This is a genomic window from Microbacterium sp. (assembly GCF_047972865.1).
In the GTDB taxonomy this organism is placed as follows: domain Bacteria; phylum Actinomycetota; class Actinomycetes; order Actinomycetales; family Microbacteriaceae; genus Microbacterium.
Genome location: NZ_JBKEAY010000157.1, coordinates 1 through 22,123 on the forward strand (window position 1 = coordinate 1; position 22,123 = coordinate 22,123).

Here is a 22,123-nt window from a genome sequence, read left to right on the forward strand (position 1 = left end):
TGATCTTCCACAAGCTCACCGACCTCGACAACGTGGGCGACCAAGGCTCCGCCATGCGCTCCCTGGCCAACTCGCTGCTCGCGAATGCCGAGACGCGGATCGTGTACCGGCAGGAGTCCGACCAGCTCGGCCCCACGGCGAAGGCACTCGGTCTGAGTGGGACGGAGCAGCAGCTCTTGCCGAACCTCGGCGCCGGACAAGGCCTGTGGCGGATCAAGGCCAGGAGTTTCGTATGCCAGCACCAACTCCACCCCGACGAGCTCGCCCTGTTCGACACCAGCAGCCGCGCAGCAGGAAAAAGCTAGAAGTTCGCGTGAATATTGACGGTTTTGGCGGGAACTTCAACGTCGATGCTGCTTACAGGCTACTCGGTGGTGGATGTTCTGGGAACCTCTCGGTCGCCGATGGTGAGGTCGGGGTGTTCGATCGTTTCGATGTAGCGGTCGGTGCCTGCGATGCTGAGGCCGAAGAGGTCGCTGATCGCCCTCGCGTCTCCGCGGGTGGCGTGGGCTTCGGCGAGGATGCGATCTTCGCGGAGGGCCTGCGGGCGGATGCCGCCCTGCTGCCAGGGATAGGTCCGGTTCGCGGCCATCATCCTGGGCGCGGAGCGCTGGTGGATGATGAGGTGCGGGTTCTGCGAGTTCGGCCACCTGCTCTGGCGGTAGTCGAGCCATCGGGCGAGGCGTTCGCGGACGGGGGCGGCGAGCGGGATGCTGCGGCCTGCGAGGTTCAGGCGTCCGTCGACGATGTCGGTGAGCAGCAGCTCGGAGACCTGTTTCGCGGTCAGCGCGTGGAACGCGACGAGCGAGACGGCCAACGCGATCACGGGGTGGGGCGAGTTCAGTTTCTCGCGGATGAGTGCGGTGTCCAGCGGCATCGGGATGTTGCCGTTGACCTTGGTGGTCGTCATGCCGCGGGTGGGGTTCTGGAAGACGAGCTTGCGGGCTTTGAGCACCTTGAACAGCGATCGCAGGCCACGCTCCATGAGCGCACGCGGGTTCCCGCTCTCGGGCAGCACGTCACGAATCTGAGCGGGGCTGATCTCGGCGAGCGACTGGTGGCCGGCCTCTGCCCACGCGGTCACGGCCGGAACGACGGCGTGGATGTGGACTTTCACGGTCAGTGGGTCGCGGGAGCGCTGCCGGGGCGCGGTCGTCGCTCCGTCGATCAGGACGTTCACCCAGACCTCGAGTTGCTCCTGCATCACCTGTGGCAGCAGCGAGGTCTTGTTCGCGAAGTAGGTGTCGATCCAGCGGGGCCGGTCATCGATGAGCAGCCCGGCGGCGTCGAGCACGTCGAGGGTGGAGACGATGTTGCCGTCATAGCGTGGGAGTTGGAGCACGTCGGAGGCGCGGATCTTCGCGGTCGGGCTGTCGCGGAGGGTTTGCAGCAGGCGCAGGGAACGGATCACGTCGTTGCGTTGGCGGACAGACCAACCGAACTGTTCGGCGTGCTCATGCACGATCGCGTTGCAGTATCGGGTCAGCTCGCTGTTCTCGATGAGGGCGCGCTGGCGCAGCAGCTCGGGGTCGGGGGCGACCTCGATGAGGACGGGCTGCACCCACTCGGTCAGGGCGAGCTTCTTCGGCGGAGGGCCGGGGCGACCCCAGCCGCCGGGGGTCTTCCAGCCGTTGGCGGGCTTGAGGCGGCGGGTTCGGTTGCGCTGGAAGCGCATATTGGCGAAGAAGAGCTGCTGGCCGTGCTTGTTCGCACCTGCGAGGTCGAGGGCGCGGCCGGGTTCTTGGAGCATGCGGGCCTGTTCGAGGCAGAGGCGGCAGGCACCCTGGTCGCCGATCCAGGTGTCGCGATGGCAGTAGTTGCAGACGCCTTTCGGGTAGTGCGTTGCCCACCAGCGGCACGACCAGCACATCCAGTTGTGCTGCGGATACACGCCCCACGCGAGGCAGCTCTTGCAGGAGCCGACCTTGTGGGGGCTGCGCGGGTGGCAGCGCTGGCACAGGCCCTGGCTGAAGTAGTCGGTGGTCGTTCCGCACATCTCGCAGGGCGGCGGCGGGAAAGGGCCTCCGGGCATGCAGTCGTAGCAGAAGTCCATGCGGGGCTTGCTCCACGCGACACGGTTGACCTGGCAGCGGTTGCACAAAGGCGGCACCCGCAGCCGCGCATCCGGCCCCGGCGCTGGACTCACACCGGCGGCTCGGAACGGGGTTTGCCGAAGCGGGGCGAGACCGTCGGGCCGACCTCGTTCTCACCGTTGATCGTCTCGGCCTGTCTCGGACGCCTCGCCTCGACTTTCTGCGGTTCGGGAGTCATCAGGTCAGAGGGTGCGCAGTCGAGGATCGAGCAGAGCACATCGAGCTCTTCCAGACGGATCGTCGCCGGGGTTCCGGCCCACCAGCCCGACATCTTCCCGGCGCTGATCTCCAACCCGGCGGCCGCGAGACGGCGGCGCATCTCGGCGGACTTCCAGATGCCGCGCTCGGCGGCTCGCATTCTCAGATTCCATTGCACGGGCGATTCACCTTTCTTCCGCGAAGCGGGCCTTGACCCGCTGGTTGGCGTTGCGCCAGGCCAACTCGACGTGCTCGCTACGCACGTGGACATACCCCGACGTCGTGGACAGCCACTGGTGCCCCAGCAGCTCTTGGATCGCTTTCAAGTCCATCCCGCCCCCATACAGAGACGAGGCGCAGTAATGCCGCAGCACATGAGGCGTCAACCGGCCCGCCCACGCGGGCAGAAACCGCTCAGCCTGGATCGTCAGGCCGCGCCGCAGCGAGTAGTCGCTCACTCTGGCGCAGCGCCCCAGCTCCTCATCGAACCGTTCGGAGGGCAGCATCGGCGCATCCGGGTTGACCCAGTCGTCGCCGAACTGGTGACGCACCTCGGCCAGCCACCAGTCGATGAGCTGGTCGGCTCCGTTGATCGCGGGCACCAGGCGTGCCTTGAAGCCGCGCCCGTGCGAGCCCTTCCCGAACCGCACATGCAGCTTGCCGAGCCCGCCGAGGTCGGGCCGCCAGTCGCGGATGTCGAGCATCACCGTCTCGTTGATCCGAATCCCAACCCGCCGCCACAACGACGCGGCGAAGTAGTCACGCGCAGCCGGGAGATACTTCCGCGCGTCAGGGATCGACTGCCGCCAACCCGTGAACAGCGTCTCGACCTCGTCATCGGACGGCGGCACGCGCACCTTGCCCAGCGACGCACCGGACTGCCGGTTGAAGTCGTCAATCGGCTGCTCGACCACCACGCCGGTCATACGGTGAATCTGACCCTGATAGCGGGCGATGACGAACTCGTAGAACTGCGCCAGCGCCCCGGCCTTGCCCGCCCGCGTGCTCACCGCATGGCCCATGCGCCGCTGCTCGGCCAAGAATGCGTCCGCGTCGGCGCAGGTCGCTTCCCACAACGGGCCGGTCAGCGACCGAGCGAACTCGATGATCGTCCGGCGGGTGCCTTGGATATGACCATCGCTGAGACCAGCGGCAGCCATCGCGATCGCGTGCTCGTCAACGATCTCCTGCTCGAAGTCCTCCGCGTCCTGGGCAGTCCGCAGCACCTCGTCGGCAGCGCCGCCACGCAGCGCGACGAGCTTCATGAGCCCGGCAGTTCACGAGAGGCGACCATGCGTCAATCATACCGACACACCGTCACTGAGAGTGACGGTGTGTCACCCCGTGTCGCGCACAGCGGGAACATGCAACCACAAGGGAAGCGAGGTCGCTGGGGCGCAGAACCGGGTCGGGAACTTCAACGCATAGAGATTATGCCGGGAGAACCGGGATGAAGGGGCGACGCATCCAGCCCGACCGTGACGTTCCCGTGGTGTTGCCGCAAGTGGTCGCCGTCGTGCAGCACGACGGTCGGCTGCGTCTGTCGGTGAACGGGCGCACTGAGGCGGAGCCGGTGGGCAGGACAGAGCTGGGGCGTGCGCTGTCCCGGATCGCGGCCGAGGCAGGCGGCCCGGTCAGGGTCGAGGTGCGCGAGACGAACGGCGCGTCCTACGCCGACATCATCGAGCCTCCCAGCGAGGCCGAGGATGTCGGAATCGAGGTCGAGCCGGCCGCGAGCTTCGCGGTGACCTACGAGGGATTCCTGGCCGGGGAGGAGATCCTGATCGCCGTCGTGGATCGCGTCGAGAGGGCGGATGCCGACGGACGGCTCACGCTTGCCACCGGCGTCCGACCGCACACGCGTCGCGAACGACGGGCCAAGCGCGACGTGATCGTGTTCGGCAGCACGTCCGGAACCACGATCATCGGCGCCATTGACTGACCGTCGCAGTGCTGTCTCAGACGCCGACGGCGGATCGCACCGCGTCGACGATCTGCGGAGCGCACGCTCCCAAGACGACGGCCAGGGCCAAGGCCATCCACCGGATACGCCAGCTCCTGGGCAAGAGAAGGACGATCACCAGCGCGCTGACGACGTTCACCGCCGCCCGCACTGGGCGCAGCGTGGCGAGGAAGTCCGCGCTCTGCTGGTCGCTGATCGCGAGGAAGATGCGCGTGAGTGCGTCGTCGGACACGCAGATGGCCGCGACGACGGCGAACACGACGGCGCCCCATGCCCGGTCGGCACGCCGCGCGAGGCAGACGAGCACCGCGATCGCCGGTGTGACGGTCACCGCGAGCACGGACCAGATCAGCGCGTCGCGGCCGACCGGGAAGTGCAAGACGGACGACGCGTACGCGTAGTAGCCGAGGCACATACCCGCCAGTGCCGCCGCGGCCCGGACCGCTGCGGCCGGGAGCGTGGGAGCGAACGCCCCGATGAGAGCGATGGCGAGCACCCAGATCGCGAGCTGCGAAGTCAGGTCGCCGAGCCACCCCGGGCTCTCGTCCGCGGCCTTCGACAGCACGCCGGCGGCGATGCCCCCTGCGGCGAACAGCACGACCGCGGACGTATGCCAGAGCACGGACGTGCGCGGTATCGGCGTCGGTGAGGCGACGACCGGCTCCTCGATGGCTCCCTCGTCCACCGCTGTGTCCATCTACACATCCTCGCGCACCCGAGAGGGGCAGCCATAACCAGCGCGCAGTCGATGCGCGAGCGCACCTGTGTCCCGATGCCGCAACTCACGCACCGGGAGCAGTCATGTCCTCACCTACCTCACCACGCGCCGGCAACGACGCGTTCGTCAACCTCGCCCTCGGCGGCCTGGTCGCCGTTGCGATCTTCGGCGTGCTGCTTCGGATCGCAGGCAGTGTCGCAGCGTTCCTGACCGGACACGCGCAGCCCGATGCTGATCTGACGGCCGGGATACGGGTGCTCGCCGCGCCGCTCGACCCCGGCACAGCGCTCGGCGCGCCGGGCCTGAATCCCGTCGTCTATTGGGCCATCGTGCTCGTGCTGCTGGCCACGGTCGCCGCGGCGACCGTGGCGCTGTGGCGGCTGGTCCGGCGCGGCAAGGGCCGGACGGACCCGCGGCGACTGGATGGAGCCGCGACGGGTCCGGAGATCGCCGCGGTCGCCTCCCCGCGCGCACTGCTTCGACGGGCGGGCACCTTCCGTCCCTCACTGGAGAAGCCCGAGGTCCCCGACATCGGCTACCTGCTCGGAACCTCACGGGGGCGACAGGTGTGGGCGACCGTGGAGGACTCGATCCTGCTGATCGGACCGCCGCGCTCGGGCAAGGGCCTGCACATCGTCATCAACGCTGTGCTCGACGCACCCGGTGCCGTGGTGACGACCTCGACCCGCCCCGACAATCTGACTGCGACGATGCGCGCACGGCGGAAGCACGGGCCGGTCGCGGTCTTCGACCCGCAGCGCATCGCCCCTGGCCTGTCGGCGGGCCTGCGCTGGTCGCCGGTGAGGGGTTGTCAAGATCCGCTGACGGCGATGATCCGCGCGAACGGCCTGTCGAGTGCGACGAACTTCGGCTCGGTATCCGGCGGGGATTTCTGGCAGGGCAAGACCACCGCGGCGATCCAGGGGCTGCTGCACGCGGCGGCCCTGGACCATCGAGACGCGAGCGCCCTGTACAGCTGGGCGCTGAGCCCCACGGCCGCGGGTGATGCGGTGCGCATTCTGCAGTCGAACCCGGGCGCTGCCGAGGGGTGGGCGGAGTCGCTGGAGTCGATGCTGCAATCCGACCCGCGCACCCGCGACAGCATCTGGCAGGGCGTCGCTCTGGCGTTCTCGGCGCTGGCCGACCCGCGGGTGCTGGACGCGGTCTCGCCGCGGCCCGGGGAGGAGTTCGACCCCGAGCGGTTCCTGAACGAGCACGGCACGTTGTTCCTGCTTGCGACGGGCGCCGGGGCTGGAGCGTCGGCGTCGCTGGTCGCCGCGTTCATCGAGGATCTGGTCGAGGTCGCGCGCAAGCTCGCCGCCCGCTCGCCGGGGGCACGGCTGGACCCTCCGCTGCTGCTGGCACTGGACGAGATCGGCAACCTTTCGCCGCTGCCGAGCCTGCCCACGCTGATGGCCGAAGGCGGAGGCACGGGGATCACGACGCTCCCGGTGCTGCAGTCGCTCGCGCAGGCTAGAGAGAAGTGGGGCGAGAACGCGGCGGCGGCGATCTGGGACGCGTCGATCGTGAAGATCATCCTCGGCGGGGCGTCCAATAGCCGCGACCTGCAAGACCTCTCCGCGCTCGTCGGAGAGCGGGACGAGATCACCGACTCGGTGACGATCGGGGACTACGGGTCTCGGTCCTCGCAGCGGTCCGTGCGCCGGGTGCCGGTCCTGCCACCGGACGTGCTGCGGACGATGCCGTTCGGGCTCGGCGTGGTGCTGTTGCGCACGGCCCGGCCGATCGTCACCGATCTGCGGCCCTGGACGAAGCGGGCCGACGCGGCAGAGCTTGCTGCGGGCCGACGTGAGATCGAGGCGCTGCTGCGCGAGGGCGCGTGAGCAGCGGGGGTCCGGCCACGCACCTGTGGCGTGGAGGCGGCCGGTAGCCGACCTCGACATCACCGTTGAAGGAGGTAGCCGTGGCTATCAAGACATCGCAGGCGATCACGGGGTTCATCTCCGACGATCCTCGCCTGAGCTACACGCAGGACGGGCAGGCCCGCTTCTACGCCCGCGTCGGGATCAAGCACTTCGAGCGCACCGAGAACGGCAGCTTCAAGCGCCTCGCGAACAGCTACCACGACCTGATCCAGTTCGGAGACGCGGCGGAGCTGTCCTACGAGCGCTTCTCGAAGGGAGACGAGTTCGTCGCCCAGGGACAGGTCCGCGAATACACCCGGGACGTCGACGGCGTCTCGCGCACCGACGAGCAGTTCCTGGCCCGCCGCATCGGTCACGACCCGAACACGACCACCTACACCGTCGAGCGGCGGCCGGCAGCCGAACGCGACGGCGCCGACCGTGAAGCGGCCGAGCGTGAGGGCGTCGAGCAGGAGGAGCCTTCCGCGGCCCGCGTCAACGAGGCCACGCGGCAGCAGCAGCTCGGCTCCCCGGAGCCGGTGGCGCACACCGAGGGCGCGACCGTCGAGGCGGCGGCCCGCTGACCGCTGGCGGCGGCCGACCAACGCCCGGCCCGCTCGACCCCCGCGCACTGCGGGACCGCGCACCGGCCGCCGCCAGCACCCTTGCACCCAGGACGCGTCACCGCCGCGAGGCGGTGTTCATCAGAAGGACGACACGATGACCGACGAGACCCACAACAGCGACGAGGCCGAAGACGCCCTCGCGCCAGTGGACGGCGATGAGCCGGACGAAGTGACCGCGGCAGCCGGCGACGACGCGGACTCCGAAGACGACACGGAGGGCGGAGATCCCTTCGGGTTCGACGACATCCCGGCGCCGCCGCGCCCGGTCAACTGGCGCACGCTCAGCTCGTCCGACGCAGAGCACGAGTGGTTGACGCTGAACGAATGGGTCAACTGGCTGCGGCTCGAGTTCGGCCTCCCGGCCGCGGTGATCCCGCCCTTCTGGCACCGGCACCCCGAGCTGGTGTGGGAGCTGTCCGCGCTGCACCTGCGGTGGCTGGGATGCTACGACCCCCAGCAGGACGCGGCAGGGCCGCTGGCGTTCCTCACCGACTTCCACGCGGCGCAGCAACGCCTGCGGGAATGGGTGTCGATCTCCGGCACCCGCCTGGACCGCGACCGGCCGACCCGGCTCACGAGCTGGCCGGGCGAGGAACCGGCATCGGAGACGACCGAACAGCCGATCACGGACCGCGACGAGGACTTCGTTGCGTTCGTCATCGAAGATGTCACGCGTCGCGCAGAGGCCGAGGCGGCATTCCTGCGCGCCGGGGAGGAGCACTCGTGAGCGCGTCATCCGGCTCGCAGCGCCCGTCGGCTGCCACCGGTGGTCGACGACTCGGCGTGCGTACCGTCGACAAGGCGCGCCCGGACGTGCGCGGCCTCGCACAGGCGTTCGTCGGCGTCATCCTCGCGCGCCGGTTCGAGAGCCGGGACGAGGCGAACCCGGCGCGCAAGGACTACCCGATGCTCCACACCGCTACCGGTCCCGAGACGGGCAAGCCGGTAGACTAGCGAGGCACGCAGCCGCTCGGCGTGCGCCGCCAACTCACTTGTTGCTTGCCCCGGTCTGACCTCGGGGCATCGGCCCCGATTCGTTGGGGATCTCTCTTTCGGGAACCGCGTGGCCCACGCCGTATCCGATAAGAGAGGAACGATCATGCAACTGCTGGTTCACCCGAGCGAGGTCATCGACCTGGACCTGGCCGTGTCGTACCTGCGCGTCTCCACGAAAGCGCAGGCGCACCGTGGAGGTCGAGACGAGGGCTACTCCATCCCCGACCAGCGCAAGGCCGTCGGCCGCAAGGCTCACGCCCTGCCGGCCGTCGTCGTCGCGGAGTTCATCGACCCCGGCGAATCTGGCAAGACGCGAGAGAAGCGCAAGTCGCTCAACGAGATGATGGAGTTCATCCGTGAGCACAACATCACCTACTGCATCATCCCGAAGCTCGACCGGATCGCCCGCAACCGCCTCGACGACGCGCTCATCCATGCCGAGCTGCGCGCCGCCGGGGTGAAGCTCGTCTCCGTCGCCGAGAACATCGACGAGACGCCCGCCGGCATGCTCACCCACGGCATCATGGCCTCGATCGCGGAGTTCTACTCCCTCAACCTCGCGATGGAAGTCACCAAGGGGATGCGCACCAAGGCGACGACCGGCGGCACCGTGGGCCGGGCGCCCCTGGGCTACCGCAACATCCAGGTCCGCACCGAGCAGGGCTACGAACTGCGCACCGTCGAACTCGATGAGAACCGCGCGCCGCTGGTGAAGTGGGCGTTCGAGGCATACGCCACTGGCGAGTGGACGTTGTCGACGCTGCTGGAGGAGCTGACGCTGCGCGGCCTCACCTCCGCGCCGAGCCCGAAGCGCCCCGCTAAGCCGCTGTTCGTCTCGACACTTCACCGGATGCTCCAGAACCCGTACTACAAGGGCACGATCATTTACGACGGCGTCGCCTACGACGGGCAACACGAACCGCTCGTGAGCATGGACGTTTGGACCCAGGTGCAGGCGGTCCTGCGCTCGAACAACCTCGCCGGGGACAAGACCCAGGTTCACGACCACTACCTCAAGGGGTCCGTGTACTGCTCGAACTGCGGGTCTCGGCTCGTCATCACCCACGCCAAGAACAGCAAGGGCACGATCTATCCCTACTTCATGTGCGTCGGGCGTCACCGCAAGCGGACCGACTGCACCCGCAAGGCGATGCACGTCTACCAGGTCGAAGAGCTGGTCGTGCAGCACTACTCGAAGGTGCAGCTCGACGAGACGACCCGTGCAGCGCTGGAGGGCGCGATCGCTGAGGAGTTCGCGATCCTCAACGCGCACGCGAAGCTGGAGGTGGAAGGGCTCACGCGGGAGAAGCACGACCTGCTGAACCAGCGCGACAAGCTGCTGCAGGCGCACTACGCGGGCGCGGTGCCGCTCGACCAGCTCAAGGACGAGCAGGACCGCATCTCGACCGCGCTGAGGCAGATCACCAACCGGCTCGACGCGGCACAGGCGAACTACGCCGAAGCGCAAGCCGAGCTGGCGGACTGCCTGGACCTCGCGAGTGACTGCTACACCGTGTACCAGCAGGCGCCCGTCTCCGTGCGCCGCCTGTTCAACCAGGCGTTCTTCGAGCGGATCTACATCACCGACGAGGACGAGATCGACTCCGCACCGGCCGGCACGTTCGCGATGGTCCTCGACCCCACCACGCAGAGCGTCGCTCGCGAACGTCAGCTCGTCGCATCCGGAAACATTCAAACCCCCGCCCGCTCTTTCGCGGACGAGGGTTTGAACTTGATGCGTCGGGTGGACCTGAGGGGATTCGAACCCCTGACCTCTTCATTGCGAACGAAGCGCGCTACCAACTGCGCCACAGGCCCGTGAACCTGCACAAGGCTATCACGCACCGGCCCCATCCCTTGCCGCACCCCAGCCGAGACTGCGCAAACTGCGGCGGATGCCGGGCGCGGGGCGCAGTACGCGCAATTTCGGCAGGAACCGCAGAGACCGCAGGAACCGCAGGGATGGCCGGGACCGGGCTACATCCCGGCGGCGCGACGCTCGAGCAGGCTCCGCACGTGGGCCTCGATCGCGGCGTCGTCGTGGGCGGCGGGGGCCCCGCCGTGGGCCCGGCGGGCCCGCTCGATCGGGGTCGGCGCCGTGCGGGCTGCTCGCGCCCGGAGCACGCCCTCCTGCGCCGCGCGACGCACAGCTTCCCGCTCCGCCGCCTGATCCAACGCCGCGGCAGCGCGCGAACCGCTCGACGACACCAACGGCGGCGGCAACTGTCGCGGCGTCCACGCTCGGGCATCGGACAGGTCGACGTCTTGGATGGATGCCGGCACGCTCCGTTCGACCACGGGAACCGTCCCCGCCTCGGCGCGCCACGATATCGAACCCATCCGCACCAGGGCTCCGGCGCTCAGCGCCGTCACGGCGACCCCGACCCACAGAAGCGCTTGCGCGCCCGACACCGCCAGCACGACGGCACCCGACCCGGCCAGCACGATGCCGCTGAGCGCGAGCACCGTGGCCACCAGCCGCGCACACCGACGCACTCGGGCCTTTCGCAGCGACGGCACGGCACGCGCCGCCCTCTCCTCGGCACGCGCCTGCTCACGCGCGCGCGCGAACTCCACCTGCGCCCGCGCGGCGTCGGCGCGCGCCTGCGCGCGTGCGGTCTCGACCGCCGCTCGGGAGGACTGCGCCTGCGCCGCCTCCTGTTCGGAGCGGATGCGGCGCATCACGCGGCGCTGTTCGTGCACCGCGCGGGCGTTCAATTCCACGCGCACCTCATCGGGCACTTCGGTGGTCTCGGCCAGCACACGCAACGTTTGATTCAGTCGCACCGCGTTACGCTCGGCGGCCTGAAACTGGAGCCTCCCGTGCCACGAGGGCAACAGGTACACCAGCCACAGCAGCACCGCAACGAGCACGATGACGCCGCCACCGAGCACCTGTCCGTCCATGTCGACAACCGTACGGCGCGCGTCACCCGTGCCCGCGACGCCACACCGCGTGTCTAAGGTTCGAGTTGAACCAAAGGGTTCGCGATCAGATGGGCAACCGGTCCGCGGGTGGAATAGCCGCCACGGCGGGCGTGGCCCGACCCTCCACCCAGCGACGCAACACACCCTCGGGCACGTCCTCTCGTACGAGCGCGAATGTGTAGTGATCACGCCATTCGCCGTCGATGTGGATATACCGACGCCGCAGCCCTTCATACCGGAATCCCAGCTTCTCGACGACACGCAGGCTCGCGCGGTTCTCGGGCCGGATGCACACCTCCATCCGGTGCAGCCGCAACTCCCCGAAGCACAGGTCGGTGGCCAGCGCGACGCTCGTGGGCGTGATCTGCCGCCCCGCGAACCGTTCGCTCACCCAGTACCCGATGGTCGCCGACGCCAGCGAACCTCGCGCGACTCCCCAGACGTTGAGCTGCCCGGCGATCTCGCCGTTGTACTCCATCACGAAGGGAACACCGCTGCCGTCGCGATACTGCTGCAGCAGCCGACGCACCCCCGAGCGCATGTCGAACGTCACCGGCCCGTCCGGGCTCGTCGCCTCCCACGGTTGCAGCCACGCCCGGTTGGCAACCAGTTCGGCCTGCAACATACGCGCGTCGCGCTGACGCACGATCCGGAGCGTGACCGGCCCATGACTGCGTGGAAGGTTCGGGTCCATGGCTTTCTCCGCCCTCGCTACAGCGTCGCGGCGAATTCCTGCAGCCACGGGCGCAACTCGGGCCCGATGTCGTCGCGGTCGACGGCCAACTGCACGATCGCCTTGATGTAGTCCACCCGGTCACCCGTGTCATAGCGACGACCGCGGAAGATCACGCCGTGCACGCCGGCCGTCGTCGCCAGTTCCTGCAGGGCGTCGGTGAGCTGGATCTCACCGCCCCGGCCCGGCTCAGTGTGCTCCAGGATGCCGAAGACATCCGGCGTCAGAACGTAGCGCCCAATCACTGCGTAATTCGACGGAGCATCCTCCTTCGACGGCTTCTCGACCAGCCCGGTCACCTTGACGACCTCCGGGTTGTCGGTGGGCTCGACGGCCGCGGCGCCGTACATGTGGATGTGGTCGGGGTCGACTTCCATCAACGCGACCACCGTCAGCCCGGTGCGCTCGTTCTCAGCCAGCATCGTCGTCAGCAGCGGATCACGCTCGTCGATCAGGTCGTCACCCAGCAACACGGCGAACGTCGCGTCACCCACGTGCCCGCGGGCGCGCAGCACGGCATGCCCCAGTCCGCGGGGCTCGCCCTGGCGCACGAAGTGGATGTCGGCCAGATCCGACGCCGCCTGGACTCGACGCAACCGCTCCAGATCCCCCCTGTCGGACAAGTTCGACTCCAGTTCGGGAACCGAGTCGAAGTGATTGGAGATGTTCGTCTTGTTGCGGCCCAGGATGATCAGGATGTCGTTGATGCCCGCCGCCGAGGCTTCCTCGGCGACGTATTGGATCGCGGGCTTGTCGACGACCGGCAGCATCTCCTTGGGCATGGCCTTGGTCGCCGGTAGAAACCGTGTCCCTAGCCCCGCCGCGGGAATGACAGCCTTGATGTGGTTGTGACCCATCCCCTTACTCTATCGAGCACGACGCCTACAATCAGAGGCATGGCCGGCCCGATCGACGATACAAAGCGCGCGTTGCGAGCCGATATTCGCGAACGCCGGCAGCAACGGTCCGAGCCGGCCCGTCATGAAGCCGCCGCCGGTGTGCAGCGCAACCTCGACGCGCTCGTGGCACGTCTCGGCGCCCGGTCGATGTCGTGCTACCGATCCACGCCGACGGAACCGAGCACCCGTCCCTTCCTGCACGACGCACTCGCTCGCGGACTGCGCGTGCTCCTCCCCATCAGTCGCACCGATGGACTCCTCGACTGGGTCGCTGGTGACAACGAGAACGATGTGGTCGAGGGGCTGCTCGGTATCGAGGAGCAGACCGGAGAACGGCTCAGTCCGCTGGCGGTCGACAAGGTCGACCTGCTCATCATCCCCGCCGCCGCCGTCGACCGCTCCGGTATGCGGTTGGGGTGGGGACGCGGCTACTACGACAAGACGCTCGGTTCGATGCAGACCCGCCCGCCGGTCTACGCTGTGGTCTTCGACACAGAACTTGTCGACGAGCTCCCGCACGACCTGCACGATCAACCCGTGACGGGCGTCGTCACCCCCACCCGAATCGTCGAACTCGCTTCGACGTACTGACCGCGAGGATCCATGCCCACCTACGCCTATTCGTGCACCGAGTGCGCCCACGCGTTCGATGCCGTCCAGTCCTTCTCCGACCCTTCTCTCACCGAGTGCCCCACGTGCCGCGGACGGCTCCGCAAACAATACGGCTCGATCGGCGTCACTTTCAGCGGCTCGGGGTTCTACCGCACCGATTCGCGCGGCGCCGCGCCCGGCTCCGGCACGTCGGCTGGTGATTCGGCGTCGTCTCCGGCATCATCGAAGACCGAGGTCCCGACCTCACCCGCGCCGACGGGCTCCTGACCCGTTGACGCGGACCATCATCATTCTGGGGAGATCATTGTGATCAAAGGATTCAAAGAGTTCATCATGCGTGGCAACGTCATCGACCTTGCCGTCGCGGTCGTCATCGGCGCCGCCTTCGCCGCCATCGTGACCGCGATCGTGGATGGACTCATCAACCCGCTCATCGCGATGCTGTTCAACGCGGAGTCGCTGGCGAAGGTCACCACGACCATCAACGACACGGTGTTCGAGTGGGGCGCGGTCGTGGCGGCCGTCATCAACTTCCTCGCCGTGGCCCTCATCGTGTACCTCGTGTTCGTCATGCCGATGAACAAGTTCAACGAGCGTCGCGCCGCGAAGGCCGGCGTCGAAGAGGAGGAAGCCGCTCCCACGGAGCAGGAATTGCTGGTGCAGATCCGCGACCTGCTGGAGAAGCGCCCGGTCTGAACTCAGTAGTGTGGCGGAACGTCGCGACGCATCCGCTCGTCATTCGCCCCGGATGCCCTCGCCGACTCGGCGGGGGCATCCGGCGTTTCGTCGTCGCTTCCGGTGGGTTCGGCGGTCGTGCCGGGCGCCGCGGTCAGGCGCGCCCGGCGGGCGCCGGCGACCCGCTCGACACGCTGCCGATCACTCGATGACATTGATCGGCTGGGTCGCTGTTCCCGCCGACGGCGTCTGCGGGCCCACCCCGAGGATGGCGGCGACGCGGACGGCGACGGCCGCCGGATCGCTGTACAGGTCGAAGGCGTGCACACGCACATAGTGCCAGCCGAGCCGGCGCAGGATCTGCGGCCGCAGCCGCAGCGACTCCCGCAGCGACTCCCCCGCCGCCTCGGGGTCGCTTTCCACGACCACCGCGGTGCCGCGGTGCTGGGCCACCAGCGGCAGGCCGCCGCGATAGGCGACATCCACCGAGACCCCGAGCCCGCGCAAGTGCTGAGCCAGCGTCAGGGTGAGCGGGTCGGCGAGGTCTTCCAACCGCGCATCGCGTGCGCGCGCGGCGATCCCGCTGAGGATGCGCATGAGGGTGGATGCCCCAAAGTCCAGCCGCCCCTCGTCGAACGCCGACGGGCGGATCGAGGACACGATCACCATGGAACGGCGAGCGCGGGTCATCCCGACGGTGAGCAGACGCTCCCCGTCCGGGGTGGACAGGTCGCCGAAGTCGGTGAGCACGCGTCCGTGCTTGGTCAGGCCGAAGCCGAGCGAGAACACGACCCGGTCGCGGCTCTCGGCGACCGACTCCTCCAGGCCGAGGACGGCGAACGGCTCCGCGGTGTCGCGGCCGATGAACTCGGCCACGTCGCTGCGGCCCGCGAAAGCGGCATCGACGGCCGCGCGCACCCGCTCGGCGTGGCGGCGGGACGCCGTGACCACCATGAGCGACTCGGCGGGGCGGTTGACCGCGTGCTCGACGACGAGGGTCACCACCCGGGTGACCTCGGCATCGGGGCTCTCGACCGCGCCGGTGATCGGATCGGGCGCACCGGTCCCTCCCTCGACGTAGTCGACGCTGAGGCTGCCGCGGCCAAGATACGAGCCCGCCCACGGCAACGACACGATCTCCCCGCCGTAGAACGCACCGTTGACGAGTTCGGCCAGATCCTCACCGCCCGCCCGATAACTGCGGGTGAGTGTCTCCACCGGCACGATCTCGGCCAGCCGCGCAAACACGCTCACCTCGTCAACGACGGCATCCGCGGTCTCGTCGCCGGGGTACCCGGAGGCGACCCGGAACGGGGTCGGCCGCTGCGTCACCGGGTCGCCGAACAGCACCACTTGCTCTGCGCGACGCAACGCCGGCGCGGCCTCGGCGACGTTGAGCGCTCCGGCGTCGGCAATAATCACGACGTCGAAGCGGACCCGATCGGGGATCTGGACCACGTCATACGGGGATGTCAGCCACACCGGTGCGAGGGTGCGCAGCAGTGCGGGCGCGGCCGCTGTCAGCTCCGCGACGCTCGCGTGGGCGCGCCGCAGGAGTTTTTTCAGCGCGACCGCCTCGCCTGCCTCGTCGACGATGGCGATCTTCCAGCGCTTGGCCAGTTCGGCGGCCAGTAACGGCCCCGACGAGGCGGCGTGCGCTTCGTCGACGAGCCGGAAGTCACGCTCCAGGCGGTCGACCACCGACGTGTTCGCACCCAGCAGCGCCCGATCGCTGCGGAGCATCGCCTCGAGGACCGACTGCCACCACACGAAGTCGAATTCGCTGGCGGCCCGGTCCTCCGACACGTGCCGCACCGACAGTTCGGTCAGCAACGGCTGCAGCCCGAGCTCGCTCAGTTGCGTGCGCAGCGCCGCCCGCTCGACGAGATTGTCGAACACGTCCGATGGCGCGGCCAGGCCGGCGAGCGTACGCACGAGCTCTTCGACGGGGAGTTCGGACAGGTGCTCGGTGCGACCCAGCGCCGCGTCGAGCTGACGGAGGTCGCCGTCCACCCGCTGCCACGCCGCGGTGACCTCGTCGAGCCCGGCGGGGATCGTGGGCAGCACGCCCGGTTCGACCAAGCTCTGCCAGTGCGAGCGCTGCTCCTGCACGCGCAGCAACGACTCGTGCATGTCGGCGACGTGCATGCCCGGACGTACGTACTCGTTGGACAGACGTCGCAACCGACGCCGGTTCGCCCCCGACATCGTCGGCGCATCGCGGCGCGGCCCGTGCGCATCGATCAGTTCTGCCAGAGGGCGCTCAAAGACGGTGATGCTGAACTTGTCGAGTGAGGCGCGGATGGACTGCAGCAAACGCACGTACGCGCCCAGTTCCGCCACCGAGGTGAACGGGCGGGTCCGGGTCTGCGCGACGATGTCATACCCGCGCTCCAACAGAGCGGGCACCGCGCTGCGGTGCAGACGTCCCGCGAGCGAGTGGGCCGCTTCGGCGGCGTCGGCGGTGTTGAACACAACGCCGTACCAGGGCGAGTCGCCCGGGCCGAACCGGAACTCGCCCAGCCGGGCGGCCGCGGCCAGCGCGGCGGCGGCCTCCTCACGTCGCGTCGCCAGCCTGCGCAGCGTCTCCGTGTCGAACCGCGTCGTCGCGGTCGGTTGCGGGGTACGCCGGGCGATGGTCGCCAAGTGGCGCACGGTCTCCAGTGCGGACACTTGCAGGTGCGCGTGCGGTTCGGTGAGCGCGGCACGGTAGTCGCGGAGGACAGCGCGCAACCGCACCAGTGCGTCGTCGACCTCGCCCACCTTCGGAGACGGGGCCTTCTCGTTGCGGGCGATGGCACGGATCAGGTCGCGGCTGGCCTGCGACGGCGAGACGGCCAGTCCGCCCAGGCCGACGCCGGCCAGACGGTGTCGCACCCCTTCGAGGGTCGAACGGCGTGCGCTGACGACGAGCACCCGCTTGCCCGCGCGCACCAGCTCTCCGACCGCGTTGATGACGGTCTGCGTCCCCCCGGTGCCCGGCAGGGTGCGCACCGTCATCGACTGGCCGGCGGCGATCCGCGCCAGCACCTCTTCCTGCTCGGCGTCGGCATCCAGCAGCAACCGATCCGACCCTGGCTGCCGTTCGTCGGCTCCGGTCGGCTCGGTCGTGCTGACGGCTGTGTGCAGGCGCGCACGATCGGCCCCGTCGCCCGCGAGGGCGTTCAGCACCGGATGGTCGAGGTCTGCCAGATCACGCGCGATCCGGGTGCCCACGTCGGCGAACGTCGACACGGCGAGCCGGGGCTTGACTGAGAACGAGCTGATGTGCGCGGTCAGCTCACGCAGCCGGTCGATGACCGGTTGCGGCTTGAACAGACCGCCGTCGTAGGCCAGGTCGGCCAACTCGACCCCGTTGAGCTCGATGCCGAACTGCTCGCGCACGGCGACGAGCAGTTCGGGGTTGACCGTGAAGGCCCCGCGCAGCGTGAGATCGAAGTCGGTATGGTGCCGCCGGATCGTCAGGGGGCGCAGCAGCACCGGGGCCGAGAACGCCGTGTCGTCCGCGGTCCAGTGCGCGATCCCGACCGCGAGGTGCACGGCGTGCAGCCCGCGTGCGGTGCGCAGCTCGACGTCTTTCGCGGCGATGCGCTCGGCGGCGATCCGCGCGCTGCGCAGCGCCACCTCGTCGCGGAACAGTCCCGACAGCAGTGTGGACCTGCCGGTGATGAACTGCGGCAGGCTGCCGGGGTGGGCGGTCGTGACGTCGATGCCGGCGTCACCGGCATCCGTGTAGTGCAGCAGTGTCGAACGCCCGCCGAGGTGGGCCGCGAGAAAACGGAGGCGTTCCTGTTGCGGATCGCCCGCGGGGGCGGTGTCGAGTTCGGTGTCGGCGTCAGCGGGGTCACCCGGGGTCGCCCGACGCGCGTGCGCGGCATCGTCCCGGCCGTGCTCGGCGTCGCCATCTGGTCGCCACACACGACCCACACTAGGTCGCCGAAGGCGTCGTGTCGGGGATCTCGCGTAGGGTTTCGCGGGATTTCCCCCTCCCCCGGGTCACCTGCGGCCGGCATGTCCCCAGATCGACCGGACCGCGACGCCCGGCCGAACCGGCTCCGGGAGGATGGAGGCATGACCCCCACGTTCTGGTCGACGCACCCCACGCCGGTCGGCGACGCCCTCATCGTCGTCTCCGACCGAGGACTGGTCGCGCTGGAGGTGGGCGACCAACGCGATGCTCTCGCGCGGTGGGCCACGCAGCTGGGCGTCCCGCCCGAGAGCGACCCGGACGCCGTCGCGCCGGTCGCCCGACAGCTCGACGAGTACTTCGCGGCGCAGCGCACCGACTTCGACCTCGCGATCGACTGGCGCTCGACCGGCGGTTTCGTGCGTCGGGCGCTCCAGGCGGTGTGCACCATCGACTACGGCGAGACGGCATCCTACGGCGAGGTGGCGATCCTCGCCGGGTCCCCCGGGGCGCATCGCGCCGCCGGTTCGGCGTGCGCTCGCACCCCGATCTCGATCATCGTGCCGGCACACCGCGTCGTGCGCAGTGACGGGAGTCTCGGGGGGTACGGCGGACGCCCCGAGGTCAAGCGTTTCCTGCTCGACCTCGAGGCGCCTCATTCCCCCGTGCGGACGGACGGCGTGTAGGCCGCGGTCCGCTCCCCCACGGGTGCGGCTCGGACGCCCATCAATCCGAGCCGCACCCGTCGTCAGTGCTCGACCGCTCGTTCGGCGCCGTAGCCGGTGAGTGAGCGCACCTCCATCTCGGCCGCCTTGACCCGGTCCTCTCGCCTCTTCGAGGTGACCGAGCCCAGCCAGCCCAGCAGGAAGCCCACCGGGATCGACACGATCCCGGGGTTGCTCATCGGCCAGATCGCGGTGCCGACACCGCGAAACACGCTGGTGTCGGTGCCCCAGAACACGGGCGAGAGCACGATCAGGATGATCGCGGCGGCCAGACCGCCGTACATGCTCCACCCCGCTCCGCGCGTGGAGAACCCGCGCCAGAACAGCGAGTAGAGGATCGTCGGCAGGTTCGCCGAGGCTGCCACCGCGAACGCGAGGGCGACCAGGAACGCCACGTTCTGCCCCTGCACGCCGATGCCCCCGGCGACGGCGAGCACGCCGATGATGATGACGGTGCGACGTGCCACCTTCACCTCGCCGTCGGGCGGAACGTTGCCCTTTTTCACCACGTTCGCGTAGATGTCGTGCGCGAACGATGCGGCCGCCGTGATGGTGAGGCCGGCGACGACCGCGAGGATCGTGGCGAAGGCGACGGCGGAGATGAAGCCGAGCAGGAGCGGACCGCCGAGCGCGAAGGCCAGCAACGGCGCCGCGGAGTTGACCCCGCCGGGTGCCGCCGAGATCGCCTCCGGCCCGACCAGCGCGCCGGCGCCGTAGCCGAGCACAAGGGTCAGCAGGTAGAAGATGCCGATGAGCCAGATCGCCCACACCACCGAACGCCGTGCCTCCTTGGCCGTCGGGACGGTGTAGAACCGCATCAGCACGTGCGGCAGGCCCGCCGTGCCGAGCACGAGGGCAAGGGCCAGCGAGATGAAGTCCCAGGGGTTGCTGCCGTACTTCAGCCCCGGACCGAGGATCGCGTCCTGCGGGTCGGTCGTGGAGGCGGCGACCGCCGACTCCAGCAGTGTGTTGAGGCTGAAGCCGTTGAGCGCGAGCACCCAGATCGCCATGGCGACGGCCCCGGCGATCAGCAGACCGGCCTTGACGATCTGCACCCAGGTGGTGCCCTTCATGCCGCCGATGAGCACGTACACGATCATGAGAACACCGACGACGGCCACCACGACCGATTGGCCGATCTGGTCGTTGATGCCCAGCAGCAGCGAGACCAGCCCGCCGGCGCCGGCCATCTGCGCGAGCAGGTAGAAGAAGCACACCGCGAGCGTCGTGATGGCCGCGGCCATGCGCACCGGGGCCTGCCGCAGCCGGAACGACAGCACATCGGCCATCGTGAACTTTCCGGTGTTGCGCATCAGTTCGGCGACCAGCAACAACGCGACCAGCCAGGCCACGAGGAAGCCGACCGAGTACAAGAACCCGTCGTACCCGTTGAGGGCGATGGCGCCGCAGATACCGAGGAACGATGCCGCCGACAGGTAGTCTCCGGCGATCGCGAACCCGTTCTGCGGACCGGTGAAGGACCGCCCCGCGGCGTAGTAGTCGGCGGCGGTCTTGTTGTTGCGGCTGGCGCGGATGACGATGAACAGCGTCACCGCGACGAACGCCGCGAAGATCGAGATGTTCAGGATCGGGTCGTTCTCCGCCGCGGCGGCGTCGACCGCTGTCCGGATCGTGTTCATGCCGCGTGCTCCTGAGCTTCGAGGTCGTCGCGGATCTCGGCGGAGATCGGGTCGAGCCGGCGGTTGGCGAACGCGACGTAGCCCATCGTGATCGCGAACGTCGTCACGAACTGCCCGAGGCCGAGCACGAGCCCGATCGTGATATCACCCGACACGCGCGCGGCCATGAGACCGGGGGCGAACGACGACAGCAGGACGTAGACGAAGTACCAGATCAGGAACAGGGCGGTCATCGGCCAGACGAAACTCCGATGCCGTCGTTTGAGCTCTTGGAACCGGGGGGATTCCTCGACCTCCACGTAGTCGATCCCGGGTGCGGGAACGGTGTGGGAACCGCTCATGTGGCCTCCTTGCCTCATGTGATCGGTCGAGCGGCCGGCACAGGCACGCCCGATGGTAGGGTCGACGCTACGAGTGGGGGCGCCGCGGTCGTCACCCCCGGAAGTAGGTATCGCGAGATGGCAAGCACCGGCCTCGCATCAGACGCTGACCTGCTCTCACGTGCGGTCGGCGCCATGGCGACACGAACCGGATTCCCGGTGGCGTTCGGCGGGTTCGAGCACGACGACACCATCGAAGTGTCGTCGGTGGCCGGCGCACGCACCCCGCACATCAACGGACTCATCGTGCAGGCCGCGCGAGGGCTGGGCGGTCGCGCGCTCATTGAACGACGCCCGCGGCTGGCGCTGGACTACAAGAACGCCCGCACCATCACGCATGACTACGATCGCGCCGTGCTCGGCGAGGGGATTTCCACCCTGCTGGCCGTGCCGGTCGTGGTGGCGGGGCGCTCCCGCGGCGTGCTATACGCGGGGTCCTGGTCGCAGACGCCCCTCGGGGATGCGGCGGCACGCAACGCGCTGGCGGTGGCATCCGACCTCGCGATCGAGTTGCGGGTGCGCGAAGAGGTGCAGCATCGCCTGGCGACGACGGTGCCGACACCGACCCCGCTGGGCGGTGCCGTCCGGGAAGCGTTGCGCGAGATGTATGCCGAGTTGCGTGCCGTCTCGTCCGACGGACTCGATAGCGGCATCCGCGACCGGCTCCTGCGCGTCGAGCAGCAACTGGCCCGGCTGTCCGGCGGCGGCGACGCGCCGACCGCCGACGTGAAGCTGTCACCGCGCGAACTCGATGTCCTCGCATGCGCGGCGCTCGGTGCGACGAACGCCGAGGTCGCGGCACGCTTGAGGTTGAAGGAAGCGACGGTGAAAAGCTACCTGCAGTCGGCGATGATCAAGCTGGATGCCTCGACTCGGCACGCAGCGGTGGCCCGGGCCCGCCAGGCGGGAATTCTGCCGTGACGCAGCCCGGTCGCCGAAGCGACCCCGAACTACTATCATTTCGGGCATGACCCGAAGAATCGTTCACCAGTTGGTTGACGACATTGATGGCACCGTGTTGGAGGTCGGCTCCGGCGAGACGGTGCTGTTCTCGCTGGACGGCACCGCCTACGAGATCGATCTGACCGACAGCAACGCGGCGGCGCTGCGCGGCGCACTCGAGCCGTACACGGCCGCCGGGCGCCGCGTGCGTGCCGCCTCCGCG

Annotated in this window: 22 protein-coding genes, 1 tRNA gene and 2 pseudogenes; 13 read left to right on the forward strand and 12 right to left on the reverse strand. The window is 69.0% G+C overall.

Annotated features, from left to right (window positions below; all coding sequences use genetic code 11):
- A pseudogene (locus ACK5KK_RS09635) lies at positions 1-305 on the forward strand (ATP-binding protein); the annotation flags it as partial.
- 59 nt (positions 306-364) lie between these two features.
- Here the strand turns inward: ACK5KK_RS09635 and ACK5KK_RS09640 are convergent.
- The 3 genes from ACK5KK_RS09640 to ACK5KK_RS09650 form a co-directional block, all read right to left on the reverse strand.
- Entirely contained in the window at positions 365-1,996 is a 1,632-nt protein-coding gene (locus ACK5KK_RS09640; RefSeq protein ID WP_416889870.1) for a hypothetical protein, read from the reverse strand.
- Between the two features lie 146 nt (positions 1,997-2,142).
- The gene (locus ACK5KK_RS09645) at positions 2,143-2,451 is read right to left on the reverse strand and encodes a helix-turn-helix domain-containing protein (RefSeq protein ID WP_416889871.1); all 309 of its coding nucleotides are present in this window, start codon (positions 2,449-2,451) and stop codon (positions 2,143-2,145) included.
- 25 nt (positions 2,452-2,476) lie between these two features.
- A complete protein-coding gene (locus ACK5KK_RS09650; RefSeq protein ID WP_416889872.1) occupies positions 2,477-3,556 on the reverse strand; it encodes a tyrosine-type recombinase/integrase in 1,080 nt (359 codons plus the stop codon).
- 185 nt (positions 3,557-3,741) lie between these two features.
- Between ACK5KK_RS09650 and ACK5KK_RS09655 the strand changes: the two genes are divergently transcribed.
- The gene (locus ACK5KK_RS09655) at positions 3,742-4,233 is read left to right on the forward strand and encodes a hypothetical protein (RefSeq protein ID WP_416889873.1); all 492 of its coding nucleotides are present in this window, start codon (positions 3,742-3,744) and stop codon (positions 4,231-4,233) included.
- 16 nt (positions 4,234-4,249) lie between these two features.
- Here the strand turns inward: ACK5KK_RS09655 and ACK5KK_RS09660 are convergent, their stop codons facing one another.
- Positions 4,250-4,951, reverse strand: a complete 702-nt coding sequence (locus ACK5KK_RS09660) for a DUF6518 family protein (protein ID WP_416889874.1) — start codon at positions 4,949-4,951, stop codon at positions 4,250-4,252.
- Between the two features lie 104 nt (positions 4,952-5,055).
- Between ACK5KK_RS09660 and ACK5KK_RS09665 the strand changes: the two genes are divergently transcribed.
- From ACK5KK_RS09665 to ACK5KK_RS09685, 5 genes and pseudogenes are all read left to right on the forward strand, one after another.
- The gene (locus tag ACK5KK_RS09665; RefSeq protein ID WP_416889875.1) at positions 5,056-6,816 is read left to right on the forward strand and encodes a type IV secretory system conjugative DNA transfer family protein; all 1,761 of its coding nucleotides are present in this window, start codon (positions 5,056-5,058) and stop codon (positions 6,814-6,816) included.
- An 80-nt stretch (positions 6,817-6,896) separates the two neighbouring features.
- Complete coding sequence (locus ACK5KK_RS09670; protein WP_416889876.1) at positions 6,897-7,421, forward strand: single-stranded DNA-binding protein; 525 nt, start codon at positions 6,897-6,899, stop codon at positions 7,419-7,421.
- Positions 7,422-7,557: 136 nt separating this feature from the next.
- On the forward strand, positions 7,558-8,190 hold the full coding sequence (locus ACK5KK_RS09675) for a hypothetical protein (protein WP_416889877.1): 633 nt from the start codon (positions 7,558-7,560) through the stop codon (positions 8,188-8,190).
- Positions 8,187-8,417: a hypothetical protein gene (locus tag ACK5KK_RS09680; RefSeq protein ID WP_416889878.1), complete on the forward strand. Its 231-nt coding sequence runs from the start codon at positions 8,187-8,189 to the stop codon at positions 8,415-8,417. Before ACK5KK_RS09675 ends, ACK5KK_RS09680 begins: the two co-directional genes overlap by 4 nt.
- Before the next feature lie 145 nt (positions 8,418-8,562).
- Positions 8,563-9,591 (forward strand): annotated as a pseudogene (locus ACK5KK_RS09685) (recombinase family protein); the annotation flags it as partial.
- Between the two features lie 613 nt (positions 9,592-10,204).
- On the opposite strand, the gene ACK5KK_RS09690 reads toward ACK5KK_RS09685, so the two are convergent.
- From ACK5KK_RS09690 to galU, 4 genes are all read right to left on the reverse strand, one after another.
- Positions 10,205-10,277 (reverse strand) — tRNA-Ala (locus ACK5KK_RS09690).
- A 159-nt stretch (positions 10,278-10,436) separates the two neighbouring features.
- Entirely contained in the window at positions 10,437-11,366 is a 930-nt protein-coding gene (locus tag ACK5KK_RS09695; RefSeq protein WP_416889879.1) for a large exoprotein, read from the reverse strand.
- An 85-nt stretch (positions 11,367-11,451) separates the two neighbouring features.
- Positions 11,452-12,081 carry a GNAT family N-acetyltransferase gene (locus ACK5KK_RS09700; protein ID WP_416889880.1) on the reverse strand — a complete coding sequence of 210 codons (630 nt, stop codon included), beginning with the start codon at positions 12,079-12,081 and terminating at the stop codon, positions 11,452-11,454.
- 17 nt (positions 12,082-12,098) lie between these two features.
- Positions 12,099-12,977 carry a UTP--glucose-1-phosphate uridylyltransferase GalU gene (gene galU / locus ACK5KK_RS09705; RefSeq protein ID WP_416889881.1) on the reverse strand — a complete coding sequence of 293 codons (879 nt, stop codon included), beginning with the start codon at positions 12,975-12,977 and terminating at the stop codon, positions 12,099-12,101.
- A gap of 39 nt (positions 12,978-13,016) precedes the next feature.
- On the opposite strand from galU, the gene ACK5KK_RS09710 reads away from it, so the two are divergent.
- From ACK5KK_RS09710 to mscL, 3 genes are read left to right on the forward strand one after another with little or no spacing between them, the layout of a single operon-like run.
- On the forward strand, positions 13,017-13,610 hold the full coding sequence (locus ACK5KK_RS09710) for a 5-formyltetrahydrofolate cyclo-ligase (RefSeq protein WP_416889882.1): 594 nt from the start codon (positions 13,017-13,019) through the stop codon (positions 13,608-13,610).
- Positions 13,611-13,622: 12 nt separating this feature from the next.
- A complete protein-coding gene (locus tag ACK5KK_RS09715; RefSeq protein ID WP_416889883.1) occupies positions 13,623-13,898 on the forward strand; it encodes an FmdB family zinc ribbon protein in 276 nt (91 codons plus the stop codon).
- Positions 13,899-13,937: 39 nt separating this feature from the next.
- Positions 13,938-14,327, forward strand: coding sequence for a large conductance mechanosensitive channel protein MscL (mscL, locus tag ACK5KK_RS09720; RefSeq protein ID WP_416889884.1), 390 nt, complete (start codon positions 13,938-13,940; stop codon positions 14,325-14,327).
- A gap of 2 nt (positions 14,328-14,329) precedes the next feature.
- Here mscL and ACK5KK_RS09725 read toward each other — a convergent pair whose 3' ends face one another.
- Positions 14,330-14,521 carry a hypothetical protein gene (locus ACK5KK_RS09725; protein ID WP_416889885.1) on the reverse strand — a complete coding sequence of 64 codons (192 nt, stop codon included), beginning with the start codon at positions 14,519-14,521 and terminating at the stop codon, positions 14,330-14,332.
- Positions 14,508-18,224: an AAA family ATPase gene (locus tag ACK5KK_RS09730; RefSeq protein ID WP_416889886.1), complete on the reverse strand. Its 3,717-nt coding sequence runs from the start codon at positions 18,222-18,224 to the stop codon at positions 14,508-14,510. The genes ACK5KK_RS09725 and ACK5KK_RS09730 overlap by 14 nt, the downstream gene beginning before the upstream one ends.
- A 153-nt stretch (positions 18,225-18,377) precedes the next feature.
- Here ACK5KK_RS09730 and ACK5KK_RS09735 point away from each other — a divergent pair, with 153 nt between their 5' ends.
- A complete protein-coding gene (locus ACK5KK_RS09735; RefSeq protein WP_416889887.1) occupies positions 18,378-18,899 on the forward strand; it encodes a methylated-DNA--[protein]-cysteine S-methyltransferase in 522 nt (173 codons plus the stop codon).
- Between the two features lie 62 nt (positions 18,900-18,961).
- Here ACK5KK_RS09735 and ACK5KK_RS09740 read toward each other — a convergent pair whose 3' ends face one another.
- Both ACK5KK_RS09740 and ACK5KK_RS09745 read right to left on the reverse strand, forming a co-directional pair.
- Entirely contained in the window at positions 18,962-20,578 is a 1,617-nt protein-coding gene (locus ACK5KK_RS09740) for a cation acetate symporter (protein WP_416889888.1), read from the reverse strand.
- Positions 20,575-20,919 carry a DUF485 domain-containing protein gene (locus tag ACK5KK_RS09745; protein ID WP_416889889.1) on the reverse strand — a complete coding sequence of 115 codons (345 nt, stop codon included), beginning with the start codon at positions 20,917-20,919 and terminating at the stop codon, positions 20,575-20,577. Before ACK5KK_RS09745 ends, ACK5KK_RS09740 begins: the two co-directional genes overlap by 4 nt.
- A 174-nt stretch (positions 20,920-21,093) precedes the next feature.
- Between ACK5KK_RS09745 and ACK5KK_RS09750 the strand changes: the two genes are divergently transcribed.
- The gene (locus tag ACK5KK_RS09750; protein WP_416889890.1) at positions 21,094-21,879 is read left to right on the forward strand and encodes a LuxR C-terminal-related transcriptional regulator; all 786 of its coding nucleotides are present in this window, start codon (positions 21,094-21,096) and stop codon (positions 21,877-21,879) included.
- Between the two features lie 46 nt (positions 21,880-21,925).
- Positions 21,926-22,123: Lsr2 dimerization domain-containing protein (locus ACK5KK_RS09755; protein WP_416889891.1), on the forward strand; the 198-nt coding region annotated here is incomplete at its 3' end.